The sequence below is a fragment of the Virgibacillus natechei genome, assembly GCF_026013645.1.
Taxonomy (GTDB): domain Bacteria; phylum Bacillota; class Bacilli; order Bacillales; family Amphibacillaceae; genus Virgibacillus_L; species Virgibacillus_L natechei.
In genome coordinates this window covers 1,394,020-1,414,929 of the sequence record NZ_CP110224.1, presented here as the reverse complement: position 1 = coordinate 1,414,929, position 20,910 = coordinate 1,394,020, and the positions used below count along the sequence as shown (strand labels likewise).

Sequence of the window (20,910 nt, the reverse complement as noted above, 5' to 3'; positions counted from 1 at the left end):
TCTTTTATCGCAGTTAGCGGGTAGCCAATCATGAATGGAAACTTTACCAATAATATGATGAAAATGGTTCATTTTCATAGGAGTAAACAACTCCATTGAATAAGATAGTGGTGGAGTTTGTAACCCACCACTAAATAATCCTATTAATTAGACCGACGTCCTTGTACACCTGGCTTTGTTGAATTTCTTTTATTGATCCATACACGGTCTTGATTGGAATTTTCAGGGAATTTGTCTCCAGCATCAAGTTCCACTTGCTCCGGATCATTCACATTACTCCCTGTTTCACCAATTTCTATATATACCCCATTATTTGGTGCCTTTTGCCCAACATGAAACCGAGTGTATTCGCCCATTTATATCACTCCTTATTTTTAGTGATCTTATTATGGTTGATATACACATTAATTATAACTGGAAAAGACAGGATGTGTTATTCATGAAAAAGCACAACTAACACATCAGGTTAGTTGCACTTTAATTTTAAGCTAATTTACCTTTAAACTCTTTTAAATCATTCATGAACTCATTAAATTCAGGAATGTTCATTTGCTGGGCTGAATCAGATAATGCTACAGCAGGATCTGGGTGAACTTCTGCCATAACCGCGTCAGCTCCAATTGCTAGTGCTGCTTTTGCGGTTGGGAAGAGTAAGTCTTTTCTTCCTGTAGAGTGTGTTACATCCACGATAACTGGTAAATGTGTTTCTTTCTTCAAGACTGGTACAGCAGATATATCTAATGTGTTTCTTGTCGCTTTTTCATATGTGCGAATACCACGCTCACATAAAATGATCTGGTCGTTTCCTTGTGAAATAATATATTCCGCTGCATTAATAAATTCATCAATGGTTGCGGAAAGGCCACGTTTAAGTAACACTGGCTTTTTCACTCTTCCAACCGTTTTAAGCAATTCAAAATTTTGCATGTTGCGGGCACCTACTTGAATAACATCTACATAATCCAAAGCCTCTTCGACATCTTCTGGAGAAAGGATTTCACTAATCACTGACATCCCTACTTCATCTGCAACTTTTCTTAATATTTGTAACCCTTCTATTCCTAACCCCTGGAAATCGTATGGAGAAGTTCTAGGCTTGAAAGCTCCCCCACGCATTAATGTAAGTCCCTGCTCTTTCATTGCTATAGCAACAGCTTTTACTTGGTCATAACCTTCAACCGCACATGGCCCCATAATGAATTGCTGTTCCCCATTACCTATTTTCTCATCATTAACATCAACAATCGTATTTTCAGGACGTGCTTTGCGCGAAACCAATAACGCTTTTTTATGATCATCTTCCTGAAGTTCTAAGCTTGCCTTAAAAATTTCTTTAAAAAGATGCTGAATCGTTGATGACTCAAAAGGTCCATCATGCTTTTCAAGTATTAAATCAAGTGCTTGACGTTCACGGACTGGGTCAAACCGGACTACTCCTTGCTTTTCCTTGTTCTCCCCTATTTCTTGAACGATTTCTGCACGTTCGTTTAATAACGTTAAAATTTGTAAATTTACCTCATCAATTTTATTACGTAGCTCTTGTAATTCGTTTGCAGTCATTGTAATTCCTCCTGTATTTTAAATTTAACCATAACCATTCATTACCTTCCTTGATAAAAGAAACTTCCTGCATCACTCCCTTAAACAAAAAATCATCCCTGTCGCTAACATTTAAACGACAGGGACGATTGTAATCGCGGTACCACCCTAGTTGTGAACCTTTTGTTGTTCACCTCTTGAATTGTTAACGATCTAAAATGACCGCCTCTTCATCATAACGATTTCTCTTTACGACGAAGAAGAAGCTCCAGGACTGTACTTCATGCTCATCTTTGACTGATTCTCACCACCATCAGCTCTCTAAACAGGGAGATAAAAACACTACTAGTTTTCCTTTCGTTGCCTATATATCTATTCAATTTTTCTATTAAAAAAGCCCCTACTGATTTATTAACCAGTAGGGACGATTGTAATCGCGGTACCACCCTAGTTGTGAATCATATCTTGGATATCTTCACCACTTTGCTTTGTTAACGATCGAATGACCGTCTTTTTCTTCATAAAGATCTCTCTTTACTACGAAAAAGAAGCTCCAGGCTGTACTTCATGCTTATCTTTGACTGATTCTCACCACCATCAGCTCTCTAAAACAGGGAGATAAAACACTATTTGTGACCTCTCATTGCCAAATTATTTAAGTAATTAACTTTTTTATATTACATTGTATTCTATGCAATTCTCAATAGTTTGTCAACACCTTTTTTCATAAAGTTTTTAAATGATTGAATTCTTAATTGTTAGACCATGTCCCTCAAGGGATTAAAAACATAGACACCTTTCATAAGCATTATTGCTTTTAACTATGTCGAAGTAGATATAAAAGATGACATAAGTTCTGTTTGCTATAAGTATTTGCTATAATCGCCGTTCGGGATCGCTTCGGGCGGATGCTTTCCGCGGGCAAGGAGGCTCACCAGCCGCCCTAAGGTGCGCGAAATGTGTTTCCGTAGCGAATACCTGCTCTCAACTAGAATTGTCATTACGTCGTCTTTTATAGATTTTGTGTCTAAAACAACAATTTATTAGAAATCAGCCAAAACATAAGAAAGGAGGGAATAAAATGGGCCAATGGAGAAAAAGAAAACCTAATGGACATTATGATAATAGAAACACCACTAAAGTAACAGAAAATGGAAACACTTATGTTAATGTTGACGTTTATTTTGATGCAGACTATAAAGCAAAAGTTCGTTCAAATGCAGATTTAGATCAAGAAGATGTTTCAGAAAAGGATAAAGAAAAGGATAAAAAACACAAATATTACTAGTAAAGTGGGATAAACCCACTTTACTCCTGCATATTGAGAAAAACTCGGCTGCCGCCTCGTCTCAGAGGTTAGAAGTCAAGGGGCAGATTGGTAGAAATAGGAGAAATAACCTATCTAAATATTCTACCCTATTAAGGAATAAGATTATATACTCCCTCTATATGCAGTAAGAAAGTTTATACTCTTGTATCTGCTAAAAAAAGAGTCTGTAATCATTGATATCTCAATAATTACAGACTCTTTTATAATGATTCCGATTGGGCTCGAACCAACGACCTCATGCCTGTCAAGCATGCGCTCTCCCAGCTGAGCTACGGAATCGTGTGCTAGGTAGTTCGTACATTTAATACTATATACAATGTACGAATATCTGTCAATATAATTTCAACAAAACATAGATAAATCACTCCTAATTACGAAGAATTTAAGAATTTTTTCACCCAGTGTCCCCTTGAGAAAACGTTTCGCTACTCGAAATAAGCGACTGGAAATAATCCAGTTTTCGTACTATAATGATTAGGTAATTGTCTATTTATTTATACGGGGGTACATCATGAAAAAAACGTTTTCCTTTTTGAAGCCTTACAAGCTCCCCATTGTTATTGCTTATGCGTTGATGTTTGTCGAGCTTGCTGCAGATCTGCTCCTTCCTTTCTTTTTGGGAAAGATGATCGATGATGGGGTTACAAATCAAGATTTAAATACTATTTTAATGTGGGGCGGTATTATGATAGGCCTCTCTTTGATCGCGTTTGTTGCAGGAATATTTAATTCCTTTTATTCATCTCACGTAAGTTTTGCATTTGGCTATGATATCCGCCAAAAGTTATTTGAAAAAATACAGGATTTCTCCTATTCAAATTTAAATGAATATCCGACTTCCGGTCTTGTGACACGATTTACAAATGATGTTCGTCAAGTTCAAAACACCATATTCATGGCCCTCCGAATCATGGCACGAGCGCCATTAATCGTATTAGGTGGGGTTATTATGGCTTTTGTCGTGAATGCAAGCCTTGCACTCATATTTCTGGTTACGGTACCGCTACTCATTATTTTTCTAGTGTGGGTGCTTCGAATTGCGAGCAGGTTGTTTAGTAAAATACAGAAGAATGTGGATCATGTAAATCGCGTGATGCAGGAAAACCTTGCAGGTATGCGACTAATTAAAGCTTTTCTCAGACGTAATTTTGAAGAGGACCGTTTTACAAAAGCAAATGCTAACTTAGCAAATACAACTCGTTCGGCCTTTCGATTTGTTGAATCGTCCATGCCTGTTCTATTATTTGTAATGAATATCAGCTTAATTTTCATTATTTGGTTTGGTAGCGTACAGACAATTGCCGGTCAAGCATCCGTTGGCGATGTTGTGACAATTGTTAACTATGCAATGCGGGTGTCGATGTCTATTTCCATGTTTACATTTATTATATTAGCTTTTTCTCGCATGAAAGCATCATCCAGCAGGCTGAGTGAAGTTCTTACACTGGATGTTGATTTAACTGACCATAAAGACACCGATCCAAAAACAGCCGTTAAAGATGGGAAAATTGAGTATGATCATGTATCCTTCACCTATCCTAATGCCAGTGAATCAACCTTGAAAGATATTTCCTTCACGGTTGATCCGGGTGAGAAGCTTGCGGTTATTGGTGCGACTGGTGCTGGTAAAACGACTATGTTTCAGTTGATACCACACCTGTACGATGTAAGTGCAGGAACAATATTTATTGATCAGAAACCGATAACAGCTTATACATTAGATCAAATTCGCGGAAGCATTGGCTATGTACCACAAAACCCTTTACTATTCTCTGGTTCTATTAGTAGTAATATCGCATGGGGCAAAAAAGGTGCAACACCTGAAGAGATTGTGCAAGCAGCAAAAGACGCACAAATCCATGAGACGATAATAGACCTTCCAGATCAGTATGATACGAGAATTGGACAAAAAGGCGTTAACCTTTCAGGAGGGCAAAAGCAACGAATTTCAATAGCTCGTGCGTTAATCCGCAAGCCGAAAATTCTATTGCTGGATGATAGCACAAGTGCACTTGATTTAGCTACGGAATCCCTTCTACTGGAAGCCATACAAGATTACCATTGCACCACGCTGATTATTACACAAAAAATCTCAACAGCCAGCAGTGCGGACCGTATTTTACTAATGGACAACGGTAAGGTTCTGGAAATTGATACACATGACGAGCTACTAAAAGTTTCTGATCTTTATAGCAGAATTGTGGAGTCCCAATTTGGAAAGGAGTACGCATATGCGAAACAATAAACTAAAAGAGCCTTTTCAATATGAGCGGATTCCAGTAGATAATGTCTCAACAGATAATAGAAAAAAACCAAAGAATATGTTTGGAACAATAAAACGCATTTCTCTCTATCTAGCTAGACAGCGTGGGAAAATGTTGATGGTAATATTCATGGTATTCATTAGTTCAGCAATGGCATTGCTTGGTCCATATATGGTTGGTATGGCAATTGATGAATTTATCATTACGCAGGAAAGTTCAGGGCTTGGTATTCTGTTAATCTGGTTAATTATCATTTATTTGTTTCATTCCCTATCCGTTTTCCTGCAACACTTTTGGATGATAGGTGTCGCACAAAATACGGTATACGCGCTTAGGACTGATTTATTCCGTCAATTTCATCGTCTACCCATTTCCTATTTTGATAAGCGTCAGCACGGTGAATTAATGAGCAGGCTAACCAATGATATCGATAATGTAAACAACACATTAAACCAATCAGTTATTCAAATTTTTTCAAGCATATTAATGCTAGTTGGGACTTTGGTTGTAATGCTCACACTCAGCCCAGTATTAACGCTGGTTACCATGTCAATTATTCCATTAATGCTTTTCGCTATAAAGTGGATTACAAAGCGAACTGGTCCCCTGTACAAATTACAGCAAAAAAACTTAGGTGAAGTTAACGGTTATGTCGAGGAAATTGTTTCTGGGCAGCATATTGTGAAGACTTTCTCTCAAGAAGACCATGTTATTAATGAGTTTGCCGAAAGAAATGAAGACCTAAAGCATACTGGATTTTGGGCGCAAACGATTGCTGGATTCATTCCTAAAGTAATGAATATGTTGAATTTCCTTAGTTTTGGTTTAATAGCGCTGGTCGGGGGTATCCTTGCTATTAATGGATATATCACGGTTGGTGTTATCGTTATATTCACCGAATATGCCCGTCAGTTCACGAGACCATTAAATGAATTATCCAATCAATTTAACATGCTCCTTTCCGCCATAGCGGGGGCAGAGCGCGTGTTTAATGTGATCGACGAAGAACAGGAAGAAAAAGATGAAGACGTAGCAAGTGAACTTTCTACCACAAATGGACATTTGGCTTTTGAGAACGTCTCGTTTGCCTATGAAGAGACGCCTATTCTAAAAAATGTGAGCTTTGACGCGAAACCTGGGGAGACCGTAGCGTTTGTTGGCCATACAGGGGCAGGTAAAACAACGATTATTAATCTGATTTCCCGTTTTTATAATTATGATGATGGGAAAATAACGTTGGATGGTACGGATATAAAAGACATTAAACGCTCCAGTCTCAGGCAACATATGGCATTCGTGTTACAGGATTCCTTCTTGTTCCATAATACAATCCGTGAGAATATCCGTTACGGACGCTTAGATGCAACCGATCAAGACGTCCTTGATGCCGCAAAAGACGCTAACGCCCATGATTTCATTATTCGCTTACCAGAAGGATATGATACCATTCTTGATCATGAAGGCAGCGGAATCAGTCAAGGGCAGAAACAACTTTTGACTATTGCCAGGGCATTGCTCGCCGAGCCTTCCATTCTAGTTCTGGACGAAGCAACAAGTAATATCGATACCATTACCGAATTGAAAATACAAGAAGCATTAAAACGTTTAATGCACGAGCGAACCAGTTTCGTGATTGCCCATCGTCTAAATACCATTCAAGAAGCCGACAAGATCATTATGTTGGAGCACGGCGAAATTATTGAAAAAGGCACGCATGATGAGCTACTTAGAGTAAAAGGAAAATACAACCAATTATACAGAGGCCAATTATTAGATAAAGCCAATTGATAGGTCTATAATGGAGTTCGTAAATCCCAACCTAATTGGGAAATTTTTACGTAATTAATTGAGGTGTCGTAATGGGTAGAAAAGGTTCTATGATTGAAAGAGAAATTAACAGCAACTATTTAAATGAAACGATGACATTAAAGTTATACCAACCAGAAGCATTTTCACCACTGTACAAATATAATATTTGTATTATGCAGGACGGGAATGATTACTTTCAAATGGGAAGAATTGCAACGCTTAGCGATAGAATGCATGATAGTGAGGAGATATCAAATACTGTTTTTGTTGGAATTCATTACCAGGATCGATACGATCGTAAAAAGAAATATCATCCAAGTGGTGAACAACAAGAAGCATACATTAAATTTTTGGTAAATGAGGTTGTCCCATTGCTCGACGAAGAACTTCCGACCTACCATATGGGGAAATCACGTGCATTGATGGGAGATTCACTTGCTGGTACACTAGCCTTAATGACTGCATTAAGATACCCTAACACTTTCGGTAAAGTAATCATGCAATCCCCTTATGTTGATGAACAGGTTTTAGAAGCAGTGGAAAACGCTAAAGACATCCACTCTATTGATATGTACCACACAATCGGTACAGCAGAAACAACTGTGGATACAACAGATGGTGATGAACAAGATTTTCTAACACCGAACAGAAAATTAAATGACCTCCTAGAAGCAAAAGAGGTTAACTATATCTACCATGAACTAGAAGAAGGCCAACACACATGGAAATATTGGCAAAAAGATATGAAGCGTGTATTAGCTTCCATGTTCGCGTAATTTTTATACATTTTTTGAAAAGTTGAAATATAATCTCACTTTTAGTTGAAATTTCTGTTATAATGATATCCATAATCTATGTATAGCTAACTACAGTAACTGTCAAACTGTCATAATAATATTAGGAGGTTTTTAATTATGAAATATGGTATCGCAATTTTTCCATCAAAATCAGTTCAAGATGAAGCTAATTCATACCGAATGCGTTATGATCCTCGTTATGATTTGATTCCACCACACATTACATTAAAGCAACCATTTGAGGCAGATGACAGCACAATCGATGAATTGGTAACAGAGCTTAAACAAATAGCAAACGAATTTAACCCGTTTATGATTCATGTTAACAAGGTTAGTACCTTTGCACCTGTTACAAATACAATTTATCTAAAAGTGGAACCTATACAAGAACTTATTGATCTTTACGATAAAATGCACCAAGGTAAATTTCCACAAAATCAGGAGTATTCATTCGTTCCGCATATTACAATCGCGCAAGAACTTCCGGATGACGAGTATTCCGATGTGTTCGGTAGTCTGAAAATGAGAGGCACACAATATGAGGATGAAATTGACCGTTTTCAATTATTATATCAGTTGGATAATGGGTCATGGTCCGTACATGAAACATTTGTCTTTGGCAAGGAATATGTATAGTGAATGTAAAAATTGCTAAGACAACAAAAGAGATTGAACAAGCGTATAACATCCGAACGACAGTATTTGTAGAAGAACAAGAGGTGCCTGCTGAAGAAGAACTTGATGAACATGATGACACATCGACCCACTTTATTGGTTACCTAAACGGACAACCAATAGCAGCAAGTCGTCTACGATACGTGAATGGTTATGGAAAACTTGAACGTATTTGTGTATTAAAAGACCATCGCGGAAAATCGCATGGCAAAGAACTCATCCGTGAAATGGAAGACGCAATTACAAACGATGGGTATGAAAAATCCAAATTAAACGGTCAAACACATGCAGTAGAATTTTACCAAAAGTTAGGTTATGAAACCATATCTGGTGAGTTTATGGACGCCGGAATTCCTCATGTAACCATGGTTAAAAAGTTACCAAAGATTCAGGCTAAATAAATCCCAAAAAGAGTTCGTTATGTCCTTTACATAACGAACTCTTTTTTGGCAAATAGGAAAACTTTCCTATTTGCAGTAATAATTAGCTGCCTAACAAAGCAAAGAACACTTTCTAAGAATCCCTTTAACGAATGCTAAGTTTTCTACTTTTCTCCTCCATGAATTACTTTTTCATTTTCGGTTATGGTAAGAGGTAAATACGTAAAGGGGGAGAAATATACCGATGAACGAATTTTTACCAATGCTATATGAAACTATATTTGGTTTCTTTGCTTTATTTCTATTGACAAAAGTTCTCGGAAAAACGCAAATTTCACAATTAACTCCGTTTGATTTTATTGCGGCTATTATCCTGGGGGAGTTAGTAGGGAATGCTTTATTTGACGAAAAAGCAGGTATACCTGAGATTGCTTTCGTCATTATTTTATGGGGCAGTCTACTCCTTTCTACAGAAATAATTACACAGAAATATAAACGGACACGTGCATTAATAGAAGGAAGTCCAGCTATTGTCATATATAAGGGAGAGCTAATTCGTGATGTTATGAAAAAAAATCGACTTGATATACATCAGCTAAAAAATTTATTAAGAGGAAAAGATGTTTTTTCTATTGAGGAAGTTGAACACGCAATCCTGGAAACAAATGGAACAGTATCGGTTTTGAAGAAGTCTCCTTATCAACCTCCTACCAAAGCAGACTTGAATGTAACAGTTGAACCAGAAGACGTTCATATTTCTACAACACTTATCAATGATGGCGAGATAATTTATGATAACCTCACGGAAAGTAGCCTTACAGAAGAATGGCTGCTTCAACAATTAAACGTACAAGGTTTCGAGACCGTTGAAGAAGTGTTTTATGCTGAGTACACACAGGGGAAAATGCTGTATATATTGCCTTTTGTAAACAGAAACCATCAAAAATTCGATAAGTAAATAGGCCGCAATAACTGCAGCCACTTATCCATCATACCTTACTTGAATAAGGTGGTTTTCGTATATGTTGTTGCTATATGCTACTGTAGCACGAGTACACCTAGTGGGCTTGGCATTCGCTAAGCCTTTTAATGGGTAGGCGGAAGACATCTATGCAGTAGGTGAGTTTTATAATTGCCTATCTGCTAAAAATATTTTTGTTAAATATTCTAAATAATTTTGTTAAAATGTGTTCCTTTCCCTGTTAATTGATTATATATTTTCTCCGCATTTAGTTTTTCGTGTTTGTTAGCCTGTATATCCATCGGACGATGCAAGCGATCATATTCTTTCGTTAACTCTTGATGCCGCTTTTCTAAAACAACTTTAAATGGCTTTTCTACATTTTGAGGAATTCGTTTATCTTCCATGATACGGTTTTGATAAGCATTATATTGGTGATTTGTTATTGGTAAAATGTATCCCAATGGTTACACCCCCGTAAAATATGATATATATATCCAAAGCGTTTACGTGCATTCGGCTACTAGTAAAAAATAATCTTTTAGAAAAATTGGCATCCAAGCTTTCGGTAAATGGCAGAGCCCCTACTTATGCATATAGGAAAGTTTTATACTCCCTCTTATACCTTCTTATTTAACTATACCCTATTTTCAGTGAAATATGTCATTTACTTTTTAGAAAGTTTATACTTTTGTATGAAAACAAATTCATTTTTATGGTAAATGGTGGCTCGCTCAAGGCGAGCCATGGTGGTTTCCTATCTGCTAAAAAGAAAAGCAGCTAAATATAGTTGCTTAAAACCAAGAAAAAGGTCTTCTTTCAAACCTAGGTTCACTTTCTTTATCCTCATCCTCACCATCATCATCCTTATTTTCTTCCTGGGGTTTGTGTTCAACATCCTGCGCAGCTTCCACATCCTTACTCCGGTCATCTTCTATATAACGACCAAAGAATGGATCACGACGTCGTTGCTGTTGCTGTGTCCCTTCAATAATTACATTATCTGCTTTAATCACTAAATCCTTAACATGGATAACCTGTTTTTTTTCAGACACCTTCATACACTCCTTTACAGATTTGTCTCATTAGCAGTCTATGTAAGGTTAATTCACTGGGTGTCGTTATCAGCCCTTATTTCTTTCTAATAAATGTCTTCAGATAAAGATGAATGCCCACACAATCCAACCCTAAAGACATATTCTAGTAAAGACAACTAAGTCAATTTCAATCTTGAAAGGAGATATAATTCATGGGTTGTGGAAAAGGGTTTGAAACAGGTAACTGCGTATGTGATATTCTAAAAGATATCGTTGACGCACAAACGGATGTTGTAGAGAATTGCTGTGACACAAGTTGCGAACAATCAATTAGTGATTTATTAGGAGAGAGGGATTCAGGCAATGGGTTGGATACGGTACCGGTGATTTTGTACTGTAAGGATAGTTGTAAACCATTTAAAGGGTATGGTGCACATCCAAATGATATTGGCCATATGACATCCAGCTTTTTCTTTAGAGTTAAGAGTGTCGACAAAGATTGTTGTGCTACACTTGAATTATTAAGAGATCCAAATGATGCAGACAAAGATCCAAAAAGTCCTGTTCATCAATGCACAGAACCATTACTTGCTACTGGAATCTGCCTAACGGTAGACCTAAATTGTTTCTGTCATGTTACTTGCTTGCCAGCAGTTAACGCACTTTAACTAACAGAAAAAATATATTTAAAAGTGCAAGCCTTAGGCGAATCGCCAAAGACCGCACTCATACAGATAGGAAAGTTTTACACTTTCCCATCTACTAAAACACACCATTGGAAAGTTGGATTACCTCCTCCTTTTCCTGGTGTGTTTTGTTTCGTTCACTTGCTATTAAAATGGAATTAATTGTAAAGTCGGCTTTTAGCAGTCAATGCTTCTAGTATTAAAAAATAAGCCTATTTTAAAATCCTAGCATTCGGATTGATGTTATTTCTTCCATCGCAATTTTTGTATTTGATGCCCGTTTACCAACTCGCATATGCACTTCCTCATCTTGAAAGTCATTAATAGTTCCTCGATATGTCCTTTCCTTTGTTTTAATTTCACACCTCATTTTAGGTGTATAATCAGATTGATTCATAAAATAATAAACTTTTTCTTTTAATGTCATATCCTTAAACTTTCGTGTTTCTCTTTCTTCTACCTCTCGTTCTTGTTGTTCATCTTCCTTGTTTACTTCCTCATCATTACTCTCTTCACTTTCAGATTCTGCTTCCTCCACTTGATTTAATTCTTGTTTAAAAAAATTTCTTTTTAGCGGCCTTCTATGAGTAGGCTGGGCTGCCTGTTCTGATGTACGCTGGTCCGCTATATGATTGCGTCTCTTTTTCGGGGACGTATAATTGTATTGCATCGGTGCTTCTGTAGCGTTTGTAGTTGGCTGACTAATATAAAGCAATGGATCTTTCGCGAATTTCTTTTTTGCCATACGATGATCTCTCCTTCATAAAATTTGCTCAACTCATTATATGAACCCATTATTTGAATTGTGTCGCAGTGGCTAGTGTTTTCAGCGAGACGAGTATTTACGTGTAGCCTATTGAGTTGGTCTGCCCGTTAATTGTGATAAATGAAGCAAAATCATGTACACTAACTATAAGACTAAGACAAGGTGGCAATGTGTCATGAAAATTGATGTTATTGGAGATGTACACGGCTGTATCGAGGAATTGCATGAATTATTTGATCGGTTAGGTTACAAGCAAGAGAACACTATTTATATCCACCCTGAAGGCAGAATACCTGTGTTCCTAGGCGATATCACAGACAGAGGACCCGCTTCTCTACAAGTCATCAAACTTGTTTATGAAATGGTTATCGTTCATCATAAAGCAAAATATGTACCAGGAAACCATTGTAATAAATTATACCGTTACTTTCTAGGCAATAATGTTCATGTACGTCATGGATTGGAAACAACTGTTGCGGAATATAAACGTCTGGATAAACAGGAACAGGAGCGTATAAAAAAGAAGTTCATGACCTTGATTGAAGCATCTCCCCTTTATTTACAACTCCCTGAGGCTGGGGCGGTAGTAGCACATGCTGGGATAAGGGAATCGTATATAGGGCGTACCGATAATAAAGTAGAAACATTTGTACTTTACGGGGATATTACTGGGAAATTTGATGAAGATGGGCGCCCAATACGCGGAGACTGGGCACAAAACTATATGGGAAATCAATGGATTGTTTATGGACACACACCCGTGATAGAACCGCGGTTTATAAATAAAACAGTTAATATTGATACAGGCTGTGTGTTTGGTAATGCGCTAAGTGCTTTTCGTTTACCCGAAGAAAAAATAGCAGCCGTCCCATCAAAACAACCCTTTGTGGACGAAAAGTTCAGTTATTTTAGGTAGAAATCAACTGTTTGATATCCGTACGTAATGGAGAATGAAATTGCATTTCTTCCATCGTGTACGGATGTTCAAATTGAAGTGCAAAACAATGCAATGCTTGTTGTGCTACTTTGTCAGTAGAACCACCATATAGATCATCTCCAGCTATTGGATGACCAAGGTGGGTAAAATGCACTCTGATTTGGTGTGTTCTTCCTGTTTCAAGTTCAATTTCTACTAAGGAATGATTCGTTGACTCCTGGATGACGTTATAGTGCGTAATGGCTTCTTTTCCCGCATCCGCTACTGTACGTTCAATAATGGAGTTTCCTTTCCTGGCAATAGGTTGATTGATTATCCCCTGTTTCTTATCGAGATGTCCCTCGATAACTGCTTTATATTTTCGTTTAACTGCCCCCTTTTTTTGAGAACTAAAGAGCAGCGAATGACTGAATCGATGTTTGGCTATTAGAACCAATCCAGATGTATCCCGGTCCAGCCTTGTGACCACATGTATGGTATAAGATATTTTATTTCTTTTATAATAGCCTAATAAGCCATTTGCAATTGTTCCTGAGGGATGATTGACAGATGGAAGAATAGCCATTCCTGCCGGCTTATTAAGTATGATCAATGCTTCATCTTCATACCTAATATCTAATTCGAGATCTTCTGCCTTCATGCCATTCCCGATTACTTCTTTAGGAAATTGAACAGTTACTAAATCCCCTTCAGAAATCGTATAACGCACGCTTTGTGAATATCCATTGACCTCTATATTTCCGCCATCAAATTTAACAACTTTTAGCATGCTTCTAGAAAAACCACGTATGGTTTGTAAATAATCACGAATAGTCATTCCATCATGATCTTGTGTAATGGTCCATTTTACCTCATATACCATTATTATACGCGCCCATCGCCTTCTGCCACAAATGAATCCCTTACCCTATTCCAAAATGGGAATGGTCTAAACCGCGCAAAGCGAACCCTTTCTTTGGCTACACGACATTGGATTGATTTCACATTCGTAAAGTTTGTGGTGAAATGATCAATTGCTATTAGGAAGCTCTTGTCCACCATCGGCTCCATTAATGCTGTATGATGCTTCGGTAAAATTAAAGGAGAACCGATTGTACGGAATACACGATTATTTATGGAAGCCATTTCGGTAAGTTGTATTGCTTCAAGCGAAGGATGAATGATTCCACCGCCTAGTGCCTTGTTGTATGCCGTACTGCCAGAAGGTGTGGATATACATAGCCCATCTCCACGGAATGTCTCGAAATGTTCCCCTTTTATTTTCACATCAAATACAACCGATCCTTCTGTTGTTTTGATCATTGTTTCATTTAACGCGAGAAAGCGATCTTCTTTTCCGCCAGATCTAGGACGTATGATAACTTCCAATAAAGGATACTCCACAACTTGAAAAGGTGTCTTTGCAATTTCAATAATCAATTTTTCTACCTCATCTGGAGTCCAATCTGCATAAAAGCCTAAATGGCCTGTATGTACGCCAATAAAAGCAGTTAACTCCAACCGGTGGTGATATCGATGAAATGCTTCTAAAAATGTTCCATCCCCACCTACAGAAATAACCAGATCTGGCTCTTCTTTATCATATTCTAAGTCAAATTCGGTTAAATATTGCTTCATTGTAGCTTTAATAGTATTGGATCGTTCGTCGCCTTTGGATACAATTTTAAATTTCATAACATGACAGCCCCTTTTATTCTAAATACTGTAAAATAAATGAACGTAACCTATTTATTTTTTTCATGAAAAATACGACGTGCTTCTTGTACTTCATCTTTTATTTTTGACATTTCTTCGTCTAATTTAAAGGCTGCTTCTCCAGCTCTTTGTAATCTCTCCTTAATTTCGGTTGGTATATTTCCTTTATATTTATAATTTAAGGAGTGCTCGTTTGTAGCCCAAAAATTCATTGCTAATGTACGTATTTGGATTTCTGCAATTACCATTTTAATACCTTTAATTGTTTCTACTGGATATTCAATAATCATGTGATAAGAACGATAACCACTATCTTTTTTTTCAGAGATATAATCTTTTTCCCCAACAATCGTCAAGTCATTTCGAGTATGGAGCATATTCACAATCGTGTATATATCGTCAACAAATTGACATACTACACGCACCCCCGCAATATCCTGCATATCCCTTTCTACATGCTCTAGAGGAATCTGTCTATTTTCAGCCTTCTCCAATATACTCGGAATCGGTTTTACTCTACCGGTTACAAATTCAATCGGGGAATGACTGGATTCATAATCAAACTGTGATCGCATTCCTTTTAATTTTACCTTCAATTCTTCAATAACTTGTGCATAAGGGGCAAGCATTGCTTCCCAGTTCACTATCAACACCACCTGTAAAAATTTGTTCATGACCTATCCGTAAGCTAATCACTTACTTTTGAACACGCGCTATTTCGTATCAAATTCATTTTATCATAATATATGGAAATGGCTAACCTTTGCATATTCTAAATTTATTGTCCATAATCAGTAATAACTTGTTTGACTTCATTTTTAGGGGGTTAGCGATGACACAGGAAATTGAAATTGAATATAAAAATTTATTGACGAAAGAAGAGTTTGATCGTTTATTGTACAACTTACCTTTCCCCGAACAAAGTAAAACACAAACAAACTACTATTTCGAGACGAAAGATTATGCATTAAAAAATATGGGGAGCGCACTAAGAATAAGGGAAAAAGACGGTGCTTATCAATTAACGTTGAAAGAGCCCCATGACGATGGATTGTTGGAAACACATGACTCCTTAACAAAAAAAGAAGCAGCAGATTGGTTTCAAGGTGCAATAAGCCCAAAACCAAATACAACAAAACAATTACGGGCGAAAGGTGTTTCACCTGACAGCCTCCATTATTATGGTAACTTAACAACGAAACGACGCGAAACTGCATACAATGATGCATTAATTGTGCTTGACTTTAGTACATTTAATGGTAAAGAAGATTATGAGCTTGAAGTAGAGGCATCTTCTAAGAAAATTGGAATCCACGTATTTGAATCACTTTTAGCAGCTCACGATATACAAAGAAGAAATACACCAAATAAAATTGAGCGATTCTTTCGTACCATTTAATTAGAAGCCTACAATCAGATAAGTTGAACACACATAATTCCGTTGCTACAATTAAAGAATAAACAAGCAAGGAGAGTTATGGATGACTCAACAAACACAATATGGAAATATATTTAACGCAATTGGCGGTTCTGATGCAATAGAGAGGCTAGTAACAGCATTTTATAAACGAGTTGGAAATCATCCAGCATTAATTCCTATTTTTCCTGATGATTTAACGGAAACATCCTGGAAACAACGTTTATTTTTAACTCAATTTCTAGGGGGACCTAAATTATATTCCGAAGAACGCGGTCATCCGATGCTAAGAAGACGCCATTTACCTTTTATTATAAATCCAGAACGCAAAGAAGCCTGGCTTGCATGTATGGAAGAAGCGCTACTTGAAGCCCATATAGAAGAGCCATATCGTACCGCAATATTTGATAAGTTAACGATGACTGCTAACCATATGATGAACACACCGGAATGAGAGAAAGGAGAATCGATGTGAGTTGGAATCATGCTGGGCTCAAAAGCTCAAATCAATCAAACACATCGTCTAAATACAGCTTTTTTGATTTTGTACAAAAACCGATTGAAATGTATGTTTTTATTGATCCTCTTTGTCCAGAATGTTGGTCTCTGGAGCCATACTTAAAAAAGTTGTCTATGGAATATGGACGCTTTTTCACAATCCGTCCTATTATAAGTGGTCAATCAAATATGTTAAATAAAGATCAATTCGATAAACCAAGAAAACTACGGGATATTTGGGAAAAAACAGCGAAGCGAACTGGTATGAGCTGTGATGGAGATTTATGGATTGAAAATCCTATAGCTTCCCCTCGACTAGCCTCTTTGGGGATTAAAGCAGCAGAGCTACAAGGGAAAAAGTCGGGTAGAGTTTTTTTACGTAGGCTACAGGAAAATTTATTTCTGATGAAGCAAGATATTTCTAATGAAGAAGTACTATATCAATGCGCAAGAGAAGCAAATCTGGATCTAAACGAATTTGAGCAAGATTTATACTCAGATTCAGCCAAAAAAGCATTAGATCTTGACTTGAAATTAACAAAGGAAATGGAAGTAGACTATATCCCTACCATCGTTTTTTTCAATCAGATTGTTGAGCAGGAAGGAATTAAGATATCTGGAGTCTATCCGTATGATATTTATGTGATTGTCCTTACTGAAATGTTACAGCAACAGCCAATCCCTTCTGAAAAGCCACCATTGGAAGATTTCCTATCCCACTATGGAATGGTTGGTAACAAAGAAATAGCTGTCGTATATGACTGGACACTCGCAAAAACAGAAAAAGAAATGAAAAAATTACAGTTAGTTCAAAAAGTAGAGAGGATCCCAGTTAAATATGGATCTTTCTGGAAATACATTAAATAATCTAAAACTTCATTCCGTAGGCGGTTCAACGCACAAATGTTTTCGGGTGGGGCGAGCATTTACGCGCAGTCCCAGGACGTGCCGTGTCCGCTAAACGGAGATAATAAAGAACAAAAGCGCAAGCGCCCGTTTAACAACGTACAAACTGCGCTCAGCGCATCGCGGGTGGTTCAACGTTGCCACGCAAAGTGGCGGTTTTAGTTGAACTTCCACTCCGCAATGAGATTAGATGAACTTGACTTATCTCCAATAATGGAGAAAGTCAAAGTGAATCTTATGCTTGGAAAGCGAAAAGGAAACATGCCCCTTCATAGGGGTATGCCGGCGCCTGAGCGCAAGCCCGGTTTTAGTCGGCCTTCCTTAAGACAAGTGAGTCGATCTTGACTTTCACCACAAGGGTATAAGTGCGACTAAGCCTCTGGCAGAGCCAATCGGCAAGTCTTCTTTTCACCCACAGGGCATAAGTGCGACTTTACTTCTGCCTACGCCTCCGGCTTGGCAATCAGTAAGTCTTCTTTATCGTAGTGGAGGAGTGTGAAGTTTGATAGTTGCTGGGCGCTGGAGCTGGACGTGGCTATTCCAGTGTATAAGTTATCCACAGCTTTTAAATTCAATAGTTTCCTATGCAAAAATAAAAGGATATACGGGGCAGCGTATATCCTTTATATTTTCTCTTCTTTGTATAACTACAAAGAGGGGGATGGGAGAAAGTTTCATGATCAAACAAAGGGGTTGTTTGTTTGTGATTAACTTACATTTTAAATATACCAGTAAATTAATAAATAAACAATAAGTATGTGCATCATTTCACAAAAATGTCACTTCTAATTCAAAAAATAGTAACATATGATATAACATATTTAGAAAACTTGGCACTAAAAGTAGGGAAGTTTATACTTTGCTATCTGCCAAATTAAAAGTGATAGGAGTGAACAAAATGGAGCATCTCCTCCCCTTCCTTTTCATCCTTCTGACTGGATTTGCTTTTGTCTTAAATATCCTTGGTCTTATGCAAATTATCCCTGTTTTTTTGACATTGCCCTTATTATTTATAACCATCTACTTAACAATTTTTTCATTCACTCAGAAAGGAGTATACAAAGGAATGAGATAAATAAACAGGATGACCAAGCGCGGTCATCCTGTTTTTATTTGCTTAGGAAACTATAGAATTTAAAAGCTGTGGATAACTTAGTTACCGAAATATCCACGTCCAACTCCAGCGCCCAGCGACTAGCGCGACTTCCTTCACCTCCGTACGATAAAGAAGACTTGCCGATTGGCTCCGCCAGAGGGTTAGTCGCACTTATACCCTTGTGGTGAAAGTCAACATCGGCTCCTTTCGTCACCGTGTTTCCTTTATCTCCTCCGGCTCAGTCCAGTCCGTACGTCGCTAACCGGGCGCTTGCGCTTTTGTTCTTTATTTCAATAGTAATTCTTCCATTTCGTTTAATTTTTCCTCAAACACATCGAGTGCATCTAAAATTGGTTGTTTGGATGTCATATCTACACCGGCTTTTTTCAATATTTCGATTGGATACTCACTGCTCCCAGCTTTAAGAAAATTAATATAACGATCTACTGCCCCTTCTTTTCCTTCCAGTATTTGATTGGCAAGTGCAGTTGCCGCGGAATAGCCTGTTGCATATTGATACACATAATAATTCATGTAAAAGTGTGGAATTCTCGCCCATTCTAGGCCAATTTCTTCATCCGAAACGACTTCATCACCAAAGTATTTTTTGTTTAGGTCATGATAAATTTCCGTTAATTTTTCAGCGGTTAATGCTTCACCGTCTTGCATACGTTTGTGAATATCGTGCTCAAATTCAGCAAACATCGTCTGGCGAAAAACAGTACCACGAAAGCCTTCCAGGTAATGGTTTAGCAAGTATAGCTTTTGCTTTTCATCATCAAGATTCTTTAATAAATAGTCATTTAACAAAGCTTCATTTGTTGTTGAAGCCACTTCTGCCACGAAAATGGAATAGTTTCCATAACGGAATGCTTGAGCTTTTCTTGAATAATAGCTATGCACAGAATGTCCGAGCTCATGTGCCAGTGTAAATGTATCATTTACACTATCCTGCCAGTTCAATAAAATATAAGGGTTTGTACCATACGCTCCAGAGGAATAGGCACCACTGCGCTTCCCTTTATTTTCTTCTACATCAATCCAGCGATTTTCATAGCCTTCTTTGACAATATTCACGTATTCTTCTCCAAGTGGAGCTAAACTTTCAAGCACATACTGCTGCGCTTTTTCATATGGTATTTTCATGTCCACATCTTTCACGAGCGGTGTGTACATATCATACATATGAAGTTCATCCAGGTCTAAAACTTGTTTACGCAATTTTGCATAACGGTGAAGCAATGGAAGTTTTTCATTAACTGCTTCCACTAAATTATCATAGACCTGTTCCGGAATATGATTATCATTTAGAGCCGCTTCTCTGGCCGACGAATAGTTACGGATCTTAGCATTAAAATTATTCGTTTTTAAATTACCGGTGAGTGTAGAAGAAAAGGTATTTATAAAGTCTCCATACGTATTATACATTGCTTTAAAAGCTTCTTTACGCACGTCGCGGTTTTCTGATTCCAAAAAGCCAATATACCTGCCTTGTGTTAGATCCACATCTTCACCTTTATCATTTTTAATCGTAGGGAAAGTCAGATCTGCATTATTAAGCATACCAAATGTTTGAGCTGGTGTAGACATAGGATCGGACGCTTCAGCTAACAACGCTTCTTCGCGCTTGCTTAAAACGTGAGGGCGTTGACGGTTAATTTCATCCAATGTCTTTTTATAAAACTGTAGTTCCTCTTTTTCTTCCAGGAATCCTTTGATCGTCTCTTCATCCATTTCCAGTATCTCTGGTACAATATAACTCATTGAACTAGAAGCCACTGTTAAAAGATTTTCAGCCTTTGTATTTAGTGCTTGATAAAATGAATTTGTTGTATCCTGATCCGAACGCATATGCGCATATGTAAACAATTTTCCAAGTCTCTCCGATAATTGATCCTGCAATTGCAACAAGTCATATAAGGTTTGTGCAGAATCAGAAAGCTTTCCCTGATACTTCTCCACTTCTGGAATATCTGATCTCAATTGCTCCAACGCCTCTTCCCATTCTTCATCTGTTGCAAATATAGCCTCTAAATCCCATGTTAATTCTTCAGGTACTTCATTTCTTTTTTGTAATTCCTTTGACGCTTTAGCCACACTATTTCCTCCTTAAATTC

The 20,910-nt window shown here is 37.5% G+C and carries 21 protein-coding genes, 1 tRNA gene and 2 other annotated features; of the genes, 12 read left to right on the top strand and 10 right to left on the bottom strand.

All coding sequences use genetic code 11. The annotated features are described in order from the left end of the window. Window positions 1-143: 143 nt before the first annotated feature. Together OLD84_RS07485 and OLD84_RS07480 are read right to left on the bottom strand one after the other, a co-directional pair. On the bottom strand, window positions 144-356 hold the full coding sequence (locus tag OLD84_RS07485; RefSeq protein ID WP_209462279.1) for a YjzC family protein: 213 nt from the start codon (window positions 354-356) through the stop codon (window positions 144-146). A gap of 127 nt (window positions 357-483) precedes the next feature. Further along, the gene (locus OLD84_RS07480) at window positions 484-1,560 is read right to left on the bottom strand and encodes a bifunctional 3-deoxy-7-phosphoheptulonate synthase/chorismate mutase (RefSeq protein ID WP_209462278.1); all 1,077 of its coding nucleotides are present in this window, start codon (window positions 1,558-1,560) and stop codon (window positions 484-486) included. 117 nt (window positions 1,561-1,677) lie between these two features. Beyond that, window positions 1,678-1,909, bottom strand: a binding site (T-box leader). Window positions 1,910-1,956: 47 nt separating this feature from the next. Continuing rightward, window positions 1,957-2,192 (bottom strand) — a binding site (T-box leader). 428 nt (window positions 2,193-2,620) lie between these two features. Between OLD84_RS07480 and OLD84_RS07475 the strand changes: the two genes are divergently transcribed. After that, complete coding sequence (locus tag OLD84_RS07475; RefSeq protein WP_209462277.1) at window positions 2,621-2,827, top strand: hypothetical protein; 207 nt, start codon at window positions 2,621-2,623, stop codon at window positions 2,825-2,827. A gap of 248 nt (window positions 2,828-3,075) precedes the next feature. Here the strand turns inward: OLD84_RS07475 and OLD84_RS07470 are convergent. Further along, window positions 3,076-3,148: transfer RNA gene (locus tag OLD84_RS07470), tRNA-Val, on the bottom strand. A 232-nt stretch (window positions 3,149-3,380) separates the two neighbouring features. Here OLD84_RS07470 and OLD84_RS07465 point away from each other — a divergent pair. From OLD84_RS07465 to OLD84_RS07440, 6 genes are all read left to right on the top strand, one after another. Then, on the top strand, window positions 3,381-5,114 hold the full coding sequence (locus tag OLD84_RS07465; RefSeq protein WP_209462276.1) for an ABC transporter ATP-binding protein: 1,734 nt from the start codon (window positions 3,381-3,383) through the stop codon (window positions 5,112-5,114). Continuing rightward, the gene (locus OLD84_RS07460; RefSeq protein WP_209462275.1) at window positions 5,101-6,921 is read left to right on the top strand and encodes an ABC transporter ATP-binding protein; all 1,821 of its coding nucleotides are present in this window, start codon (window positions 5,101-5,103) and stop codon (window positions 6,919-6,921) included. The genes OLD84_RS07465 and OLD84_RS07460 overlap by 14 nt, the downstream gene beginning before the upstream one ends. Before the next feature lie 71 nt (window positions 6,922-6,992). Next, the gene (locus OLD84_RS07455; RefSeq protein WP_209462274.1) at window positions 6,993-7,718 is read left to right on the top strand and encodes an alpha/beta hydrolase; all 726 of its coding nucleotides are present in this window, start codon (window positions 6,993-6,995) and stop codon (window positions 7,716-7,718) included. A 138-nt stretch (window positions 7,719-7,856) separates the two neighbouring features. Continuing rightward, window positions 7,857-8,375 carry a YjcG family protein gene (locus OLD84_RS07450; protein ID WP_209462273.1) on the top strand — a complete coding sequence of 173 codons (519 nt, stop codon included), beginning with the start codon at window positions 7,857-7,859 and terminating at the stop codon, window positions 8,373-8,375. Continuing rightward, window positions 8,375-8,815: a GNAT family N-acetyltransferase gene (locus tag OLD84_RS07445; protein ID WP_209462272.1), complete on the top strand. Its 441-nt coding sequence runs from the start codon at window positions 8,375-8,377 to the stop codon at window positions 8,813-8,815. The genes OLD84_RS07450 and OLD84_RS07445 overlap by 1 nt, the downstream gene beginning before the upstream one ends. A 223-nt stretch (window positions 8,816-9,038) precedes the next feature. Next, the gene (locus OLD84_RS07440) at window positions 9,039-9,752 is read left to right on the top strand and encodes a DUF421 domain-containing protein (RefSeq protein WP_209462271.1); all 714 of its coding nucleotides are present in this window, start codon (window positions 9,039-9,041) and stop codon (window positions 9,750-9,752) included. Window positions 9,753-9,961: 209 nt separating this feature from the next. Here OLD84_RS07440 and OLD84_RS07435 read toward each other — a convergent pair whose 3' ends face one another. Continuing rightward, the gene (locus tag OLD84_RS07435) at window positions 9,962-10,219 is read right to left on the bottom strand and encodes a hypothetical protein (RefSeq protein WP_209462270.1); all 258 of its coding nucleotides are present in this window, start codon (window positions 10,217-10,219) and stop codon (window positions 9,962-9,964) included. Between the two features lie 330 nt (window positions 10,220-10,549). After that, entirely contained in the window at window positions 10,550-10,810 is a 261-nt protein-coding gene (locus tag OLD84_RS07430) for a hypothetical protein (protein ID WP_209462269.1), read from the bottom strand. Between the two features lie 194 nt (window positions 10,811-11,004). Between OLD84_RS07430 and OLD84_RS07425 the strand changes: the two genes are divergently transcribed. Next, window positions 11,005-11,460, top strand: coding sequence for a CotY/CotZ family spore coat protein (locus OLD84_RS07425; protein ID WP_209462268.1), 456 nt, complete (start codon window positions 11,005-11,007; stop codon window positions 11,458-11,460). A gap of 235 nt (window positions 11,461-11,695) precedes the next feature. Here OLD84_RS07425 and OLD84_RS07420 read toward each other — a convergent pair whose 3' ends face one another. Then, window positions 11,696-12,223 carry a CotO family spore coat protein gene (locus OLD84_RS07420; RefSeq protein ID WP_209462267.1) on the bottom strand — a complete coding sequence of 176 codons (528 nt, stop codon included), beginning with the start codon at window positions 12,221-12,223 and terminating at the stop codon, window positions 11,696-11,698. Window positions 12,224-12,419: 196 nt separating this feature from the next. Here OLD84_RS07420 and prpE point away from each other — a divergent pair, with 196 nt between their 5' ends. Beyond that, complete coding sequence (gene prpE, locus OLD84_RS07415) at window positions 12,420-13,160, top strand: bis(5'-nucleosyl)-tetraphosphatase PrpE (RefSeq protein ID WP_209462266.1); 741 nt, start codon at window positions 12,420-12,422, stop codon at window positions 13,158-13,160. Here the strand turns inward: prpE and OLD84_RS07410 are convergent. The 3 genes from OLD84_RS07410 to OLD84_RS07400 are packed head-to-tail and all read right to left on the bottom strand — an operon-like array spanning window position 13,153 to window position 15,520. Further along, the gene (locus tag OLD84_RS07410) at window positions 13,153-14,043 is read right to left on the bottom strand and encodes an RluA family pseudouridine synthase (RefSeq protein WP_209462265.1); all 891 of its coding nucleotides are present in this window, start codon (window positions 14,041-14,043) and stop codon (window positions 13,153-13,155) included. The two genes, prpE and OLD84_RS07410, sit on opposite strands and share 8 nt — an antisense overlap. 2 nt (window positions 14,044-14,045) lie before the next feature. Continuing rightward, window positions 14,046-14,855 carry an NAD kinase gene (locus tag OLD84_RS07405; RefSeq protein ID WP_209462264.1) on the bottom strand — a complete coding sequence of 270 codons (810 nt, stop codon included), beginning with the start codon at window positions 14,853-14,855 and terminating at the stop codon, window positions 14,046-14,048. A gap of 50 nt (window positions 14,856-14,905) precedes the next feature. Further along, on the bottom strand, window positions 14,906-15,520 hold the full coding sequence (locus tag OLD84_RS07400; RefSeq protein WP_319962107.1) for a GTP diphosphokinase: 615 nt from the start codon (window positions 15,518-15,520) through the stop codon (window positions 14,906-14,908). 188 nt (window positions 15,521-15,708) lie between these two features. On the opposite strand from OLD84_RS07400, the gene OLD84_RS07395 reads away from it, so the two are divergent. The 3 genes from OLD84_RS07395 (at window position 15,709) to OLD84_RS07385 (ending at window position 17,658) form a co-directional block, all read left to right on the top strand. After that, on the top strand, window positions 15,709-16,275 hold the full coding sequence (locus OLD84_RS07395) for a CYTH domain-containing protein (RefSeq protein ID WP_209462262.1): 567 nt from the start codon (window positions 15,709-15,711) through the stop codon (window positions 16,273-16,275). Between the two features lie 82 nt (window positions 16,276-16,357). Beyond that, window positions 16,358-16,747: a globin domain-containing protein gene (locus OLD84_RS07390; protein WP_209462261.1), complete on the top strand. Its 390-nt coding sequence runs from the start codon at window positions 16,358-16,360 to the stop codon at window positions 16,745-16,747. Window positions 16,748-16,764: 17 nt separating this feature from the next. After that, complete coding sequence (locus OLD84_RS07385) at window positions 16,765-17,658, top strand: ClpXP adapter SpxH family protein (protein WP_264917347.1); 894 nt, start codon at window positions 16,765-16,767, stop codon at window positions 17,656-17,658. A gap of 1,420 nt (window positions 17,659-19,078) precedes the next feature. Here the strand turns inward: OLD84_RS07385 and pepF are convergent. Next, window positions 19,079-20,890 (bottom strand): oligoendopeptidase F, encoded by a 1,812-nt coding sequence (pepF, locus tag OLD84_RS07380; RefSeq protein WP_209462259.1) that lies wholly within the window; start codon window positions 20,888-20,890, stop codon window positions 19,079-19,081. Window positions 20,891-20,910: the final 20 nt, after the last annotated feature.

Excerpts from the sequence above, each read along its gene's own strand:
- OLD84_RS07395 (WP_209462262.1), top strand. The coding sequence starts at position 15,709 with ATGACACAGGAAATTGAAATTGAATATAAAAATTTATTGACGAAAGAA.
- OLD84_RS07455 (WP_209462274.1), top strand. The coding sequence starts at position 6,993 with ATGGGTAGAAAAGGTTCTATGATTGAAAGAGAAATTAACAGCAACTAT.
- prpE (WP_209462266.1), top strand. The coding sequence starts at position 12,420 with ATGAAAATTGATGTTATTGGAGATGTACACGGCTGTATCGAGGAATTG.
- OLD84_RS07410 (WP_209462265.1), bottom strand. The coding sequence starts at position 14,043 with ATGGTATATGAGGTAAAATGGACCATTACACAAGATCATGATGGAATG.
- OLD84_RS07480 (WP_209462278.1), bottom strand. The coding sequence starts at position 1,560 with ATGACTGCAAACGAATTACAAGAGCTACGTAATAAAATTGATGAGGTA.
- OLD84_RS07440 (WP_209462271.1), top strand. The coding sequence starts at position 9,039 with ATGAACGAATTTTTACCAATGCTATATGAAACTATATTTGGTTTCTTT.
- OLD84_RS07405 (WP_209462264.1), bottom strand. The coding sequence starts at position 14,855 with ATGAAATTTAAAATTGTATCCAAAGGCGACGAACGATCCAATACTATT.
- OLD84_RS07390 (WP_209462261.1), top strand. The coding sequence starts at position 16,358 with ATGACTCAACAAACACAATATGGAAATATATTTAACGCAATTGGCGGT.
- OLD84_RS07465 (WP_209462276.1), top strand. The coding sequence starts at position 3,381 with ATGAAAAAAACGTTTTCCTTTTTGAAGCCTTACAAGCTCCCCATTGTT.
- OLD84_RS07460 (WP_209462275.1), top strand. The coding sequence starts at position 5,101 with ATGCGAAACAATAAACTAAAAGAGCCTTTTCAATATGAGCGGATTCCA.
- OLD84_RS07450 (WP_209462273.1), top strand. The coding sequence starts at position 7,857 with ATGAAATATGGTATCGCAATTTTTCCATCAAAATCAGTTCAAGATGAA.
- OLD84_RS07475 (WP_209462277.1), top strand. The coding sequence starts at position 2,621 with ATGGGCCAATGGAGAAAAAGAAAACCTAATGGACATTATGATAATAGA.
- OLD84_RS07420 (WP_209462267.1), bottom strand. The coding sequence starts at position 12,223 with ATGGCAAAAAAGAAATTCGCGAAAGATCCATTGCTTTATATTAGTCAG.
- OLD84_RS07425 (WP_209462268.1), top strand. The coding sequence starts at position 11,005 with ATGGGTTGTGGAAAAGGGTTTGAAACAGGTAACTGCGTATGTGATATT.
- OLD84_RS07485 (WP_209462279.1), bottom strand. The coding sequence starts at position 356 with ATGGGCGAATACACTCGGTTTCATGTTGGGCAAAAGGCACCAAATAAT.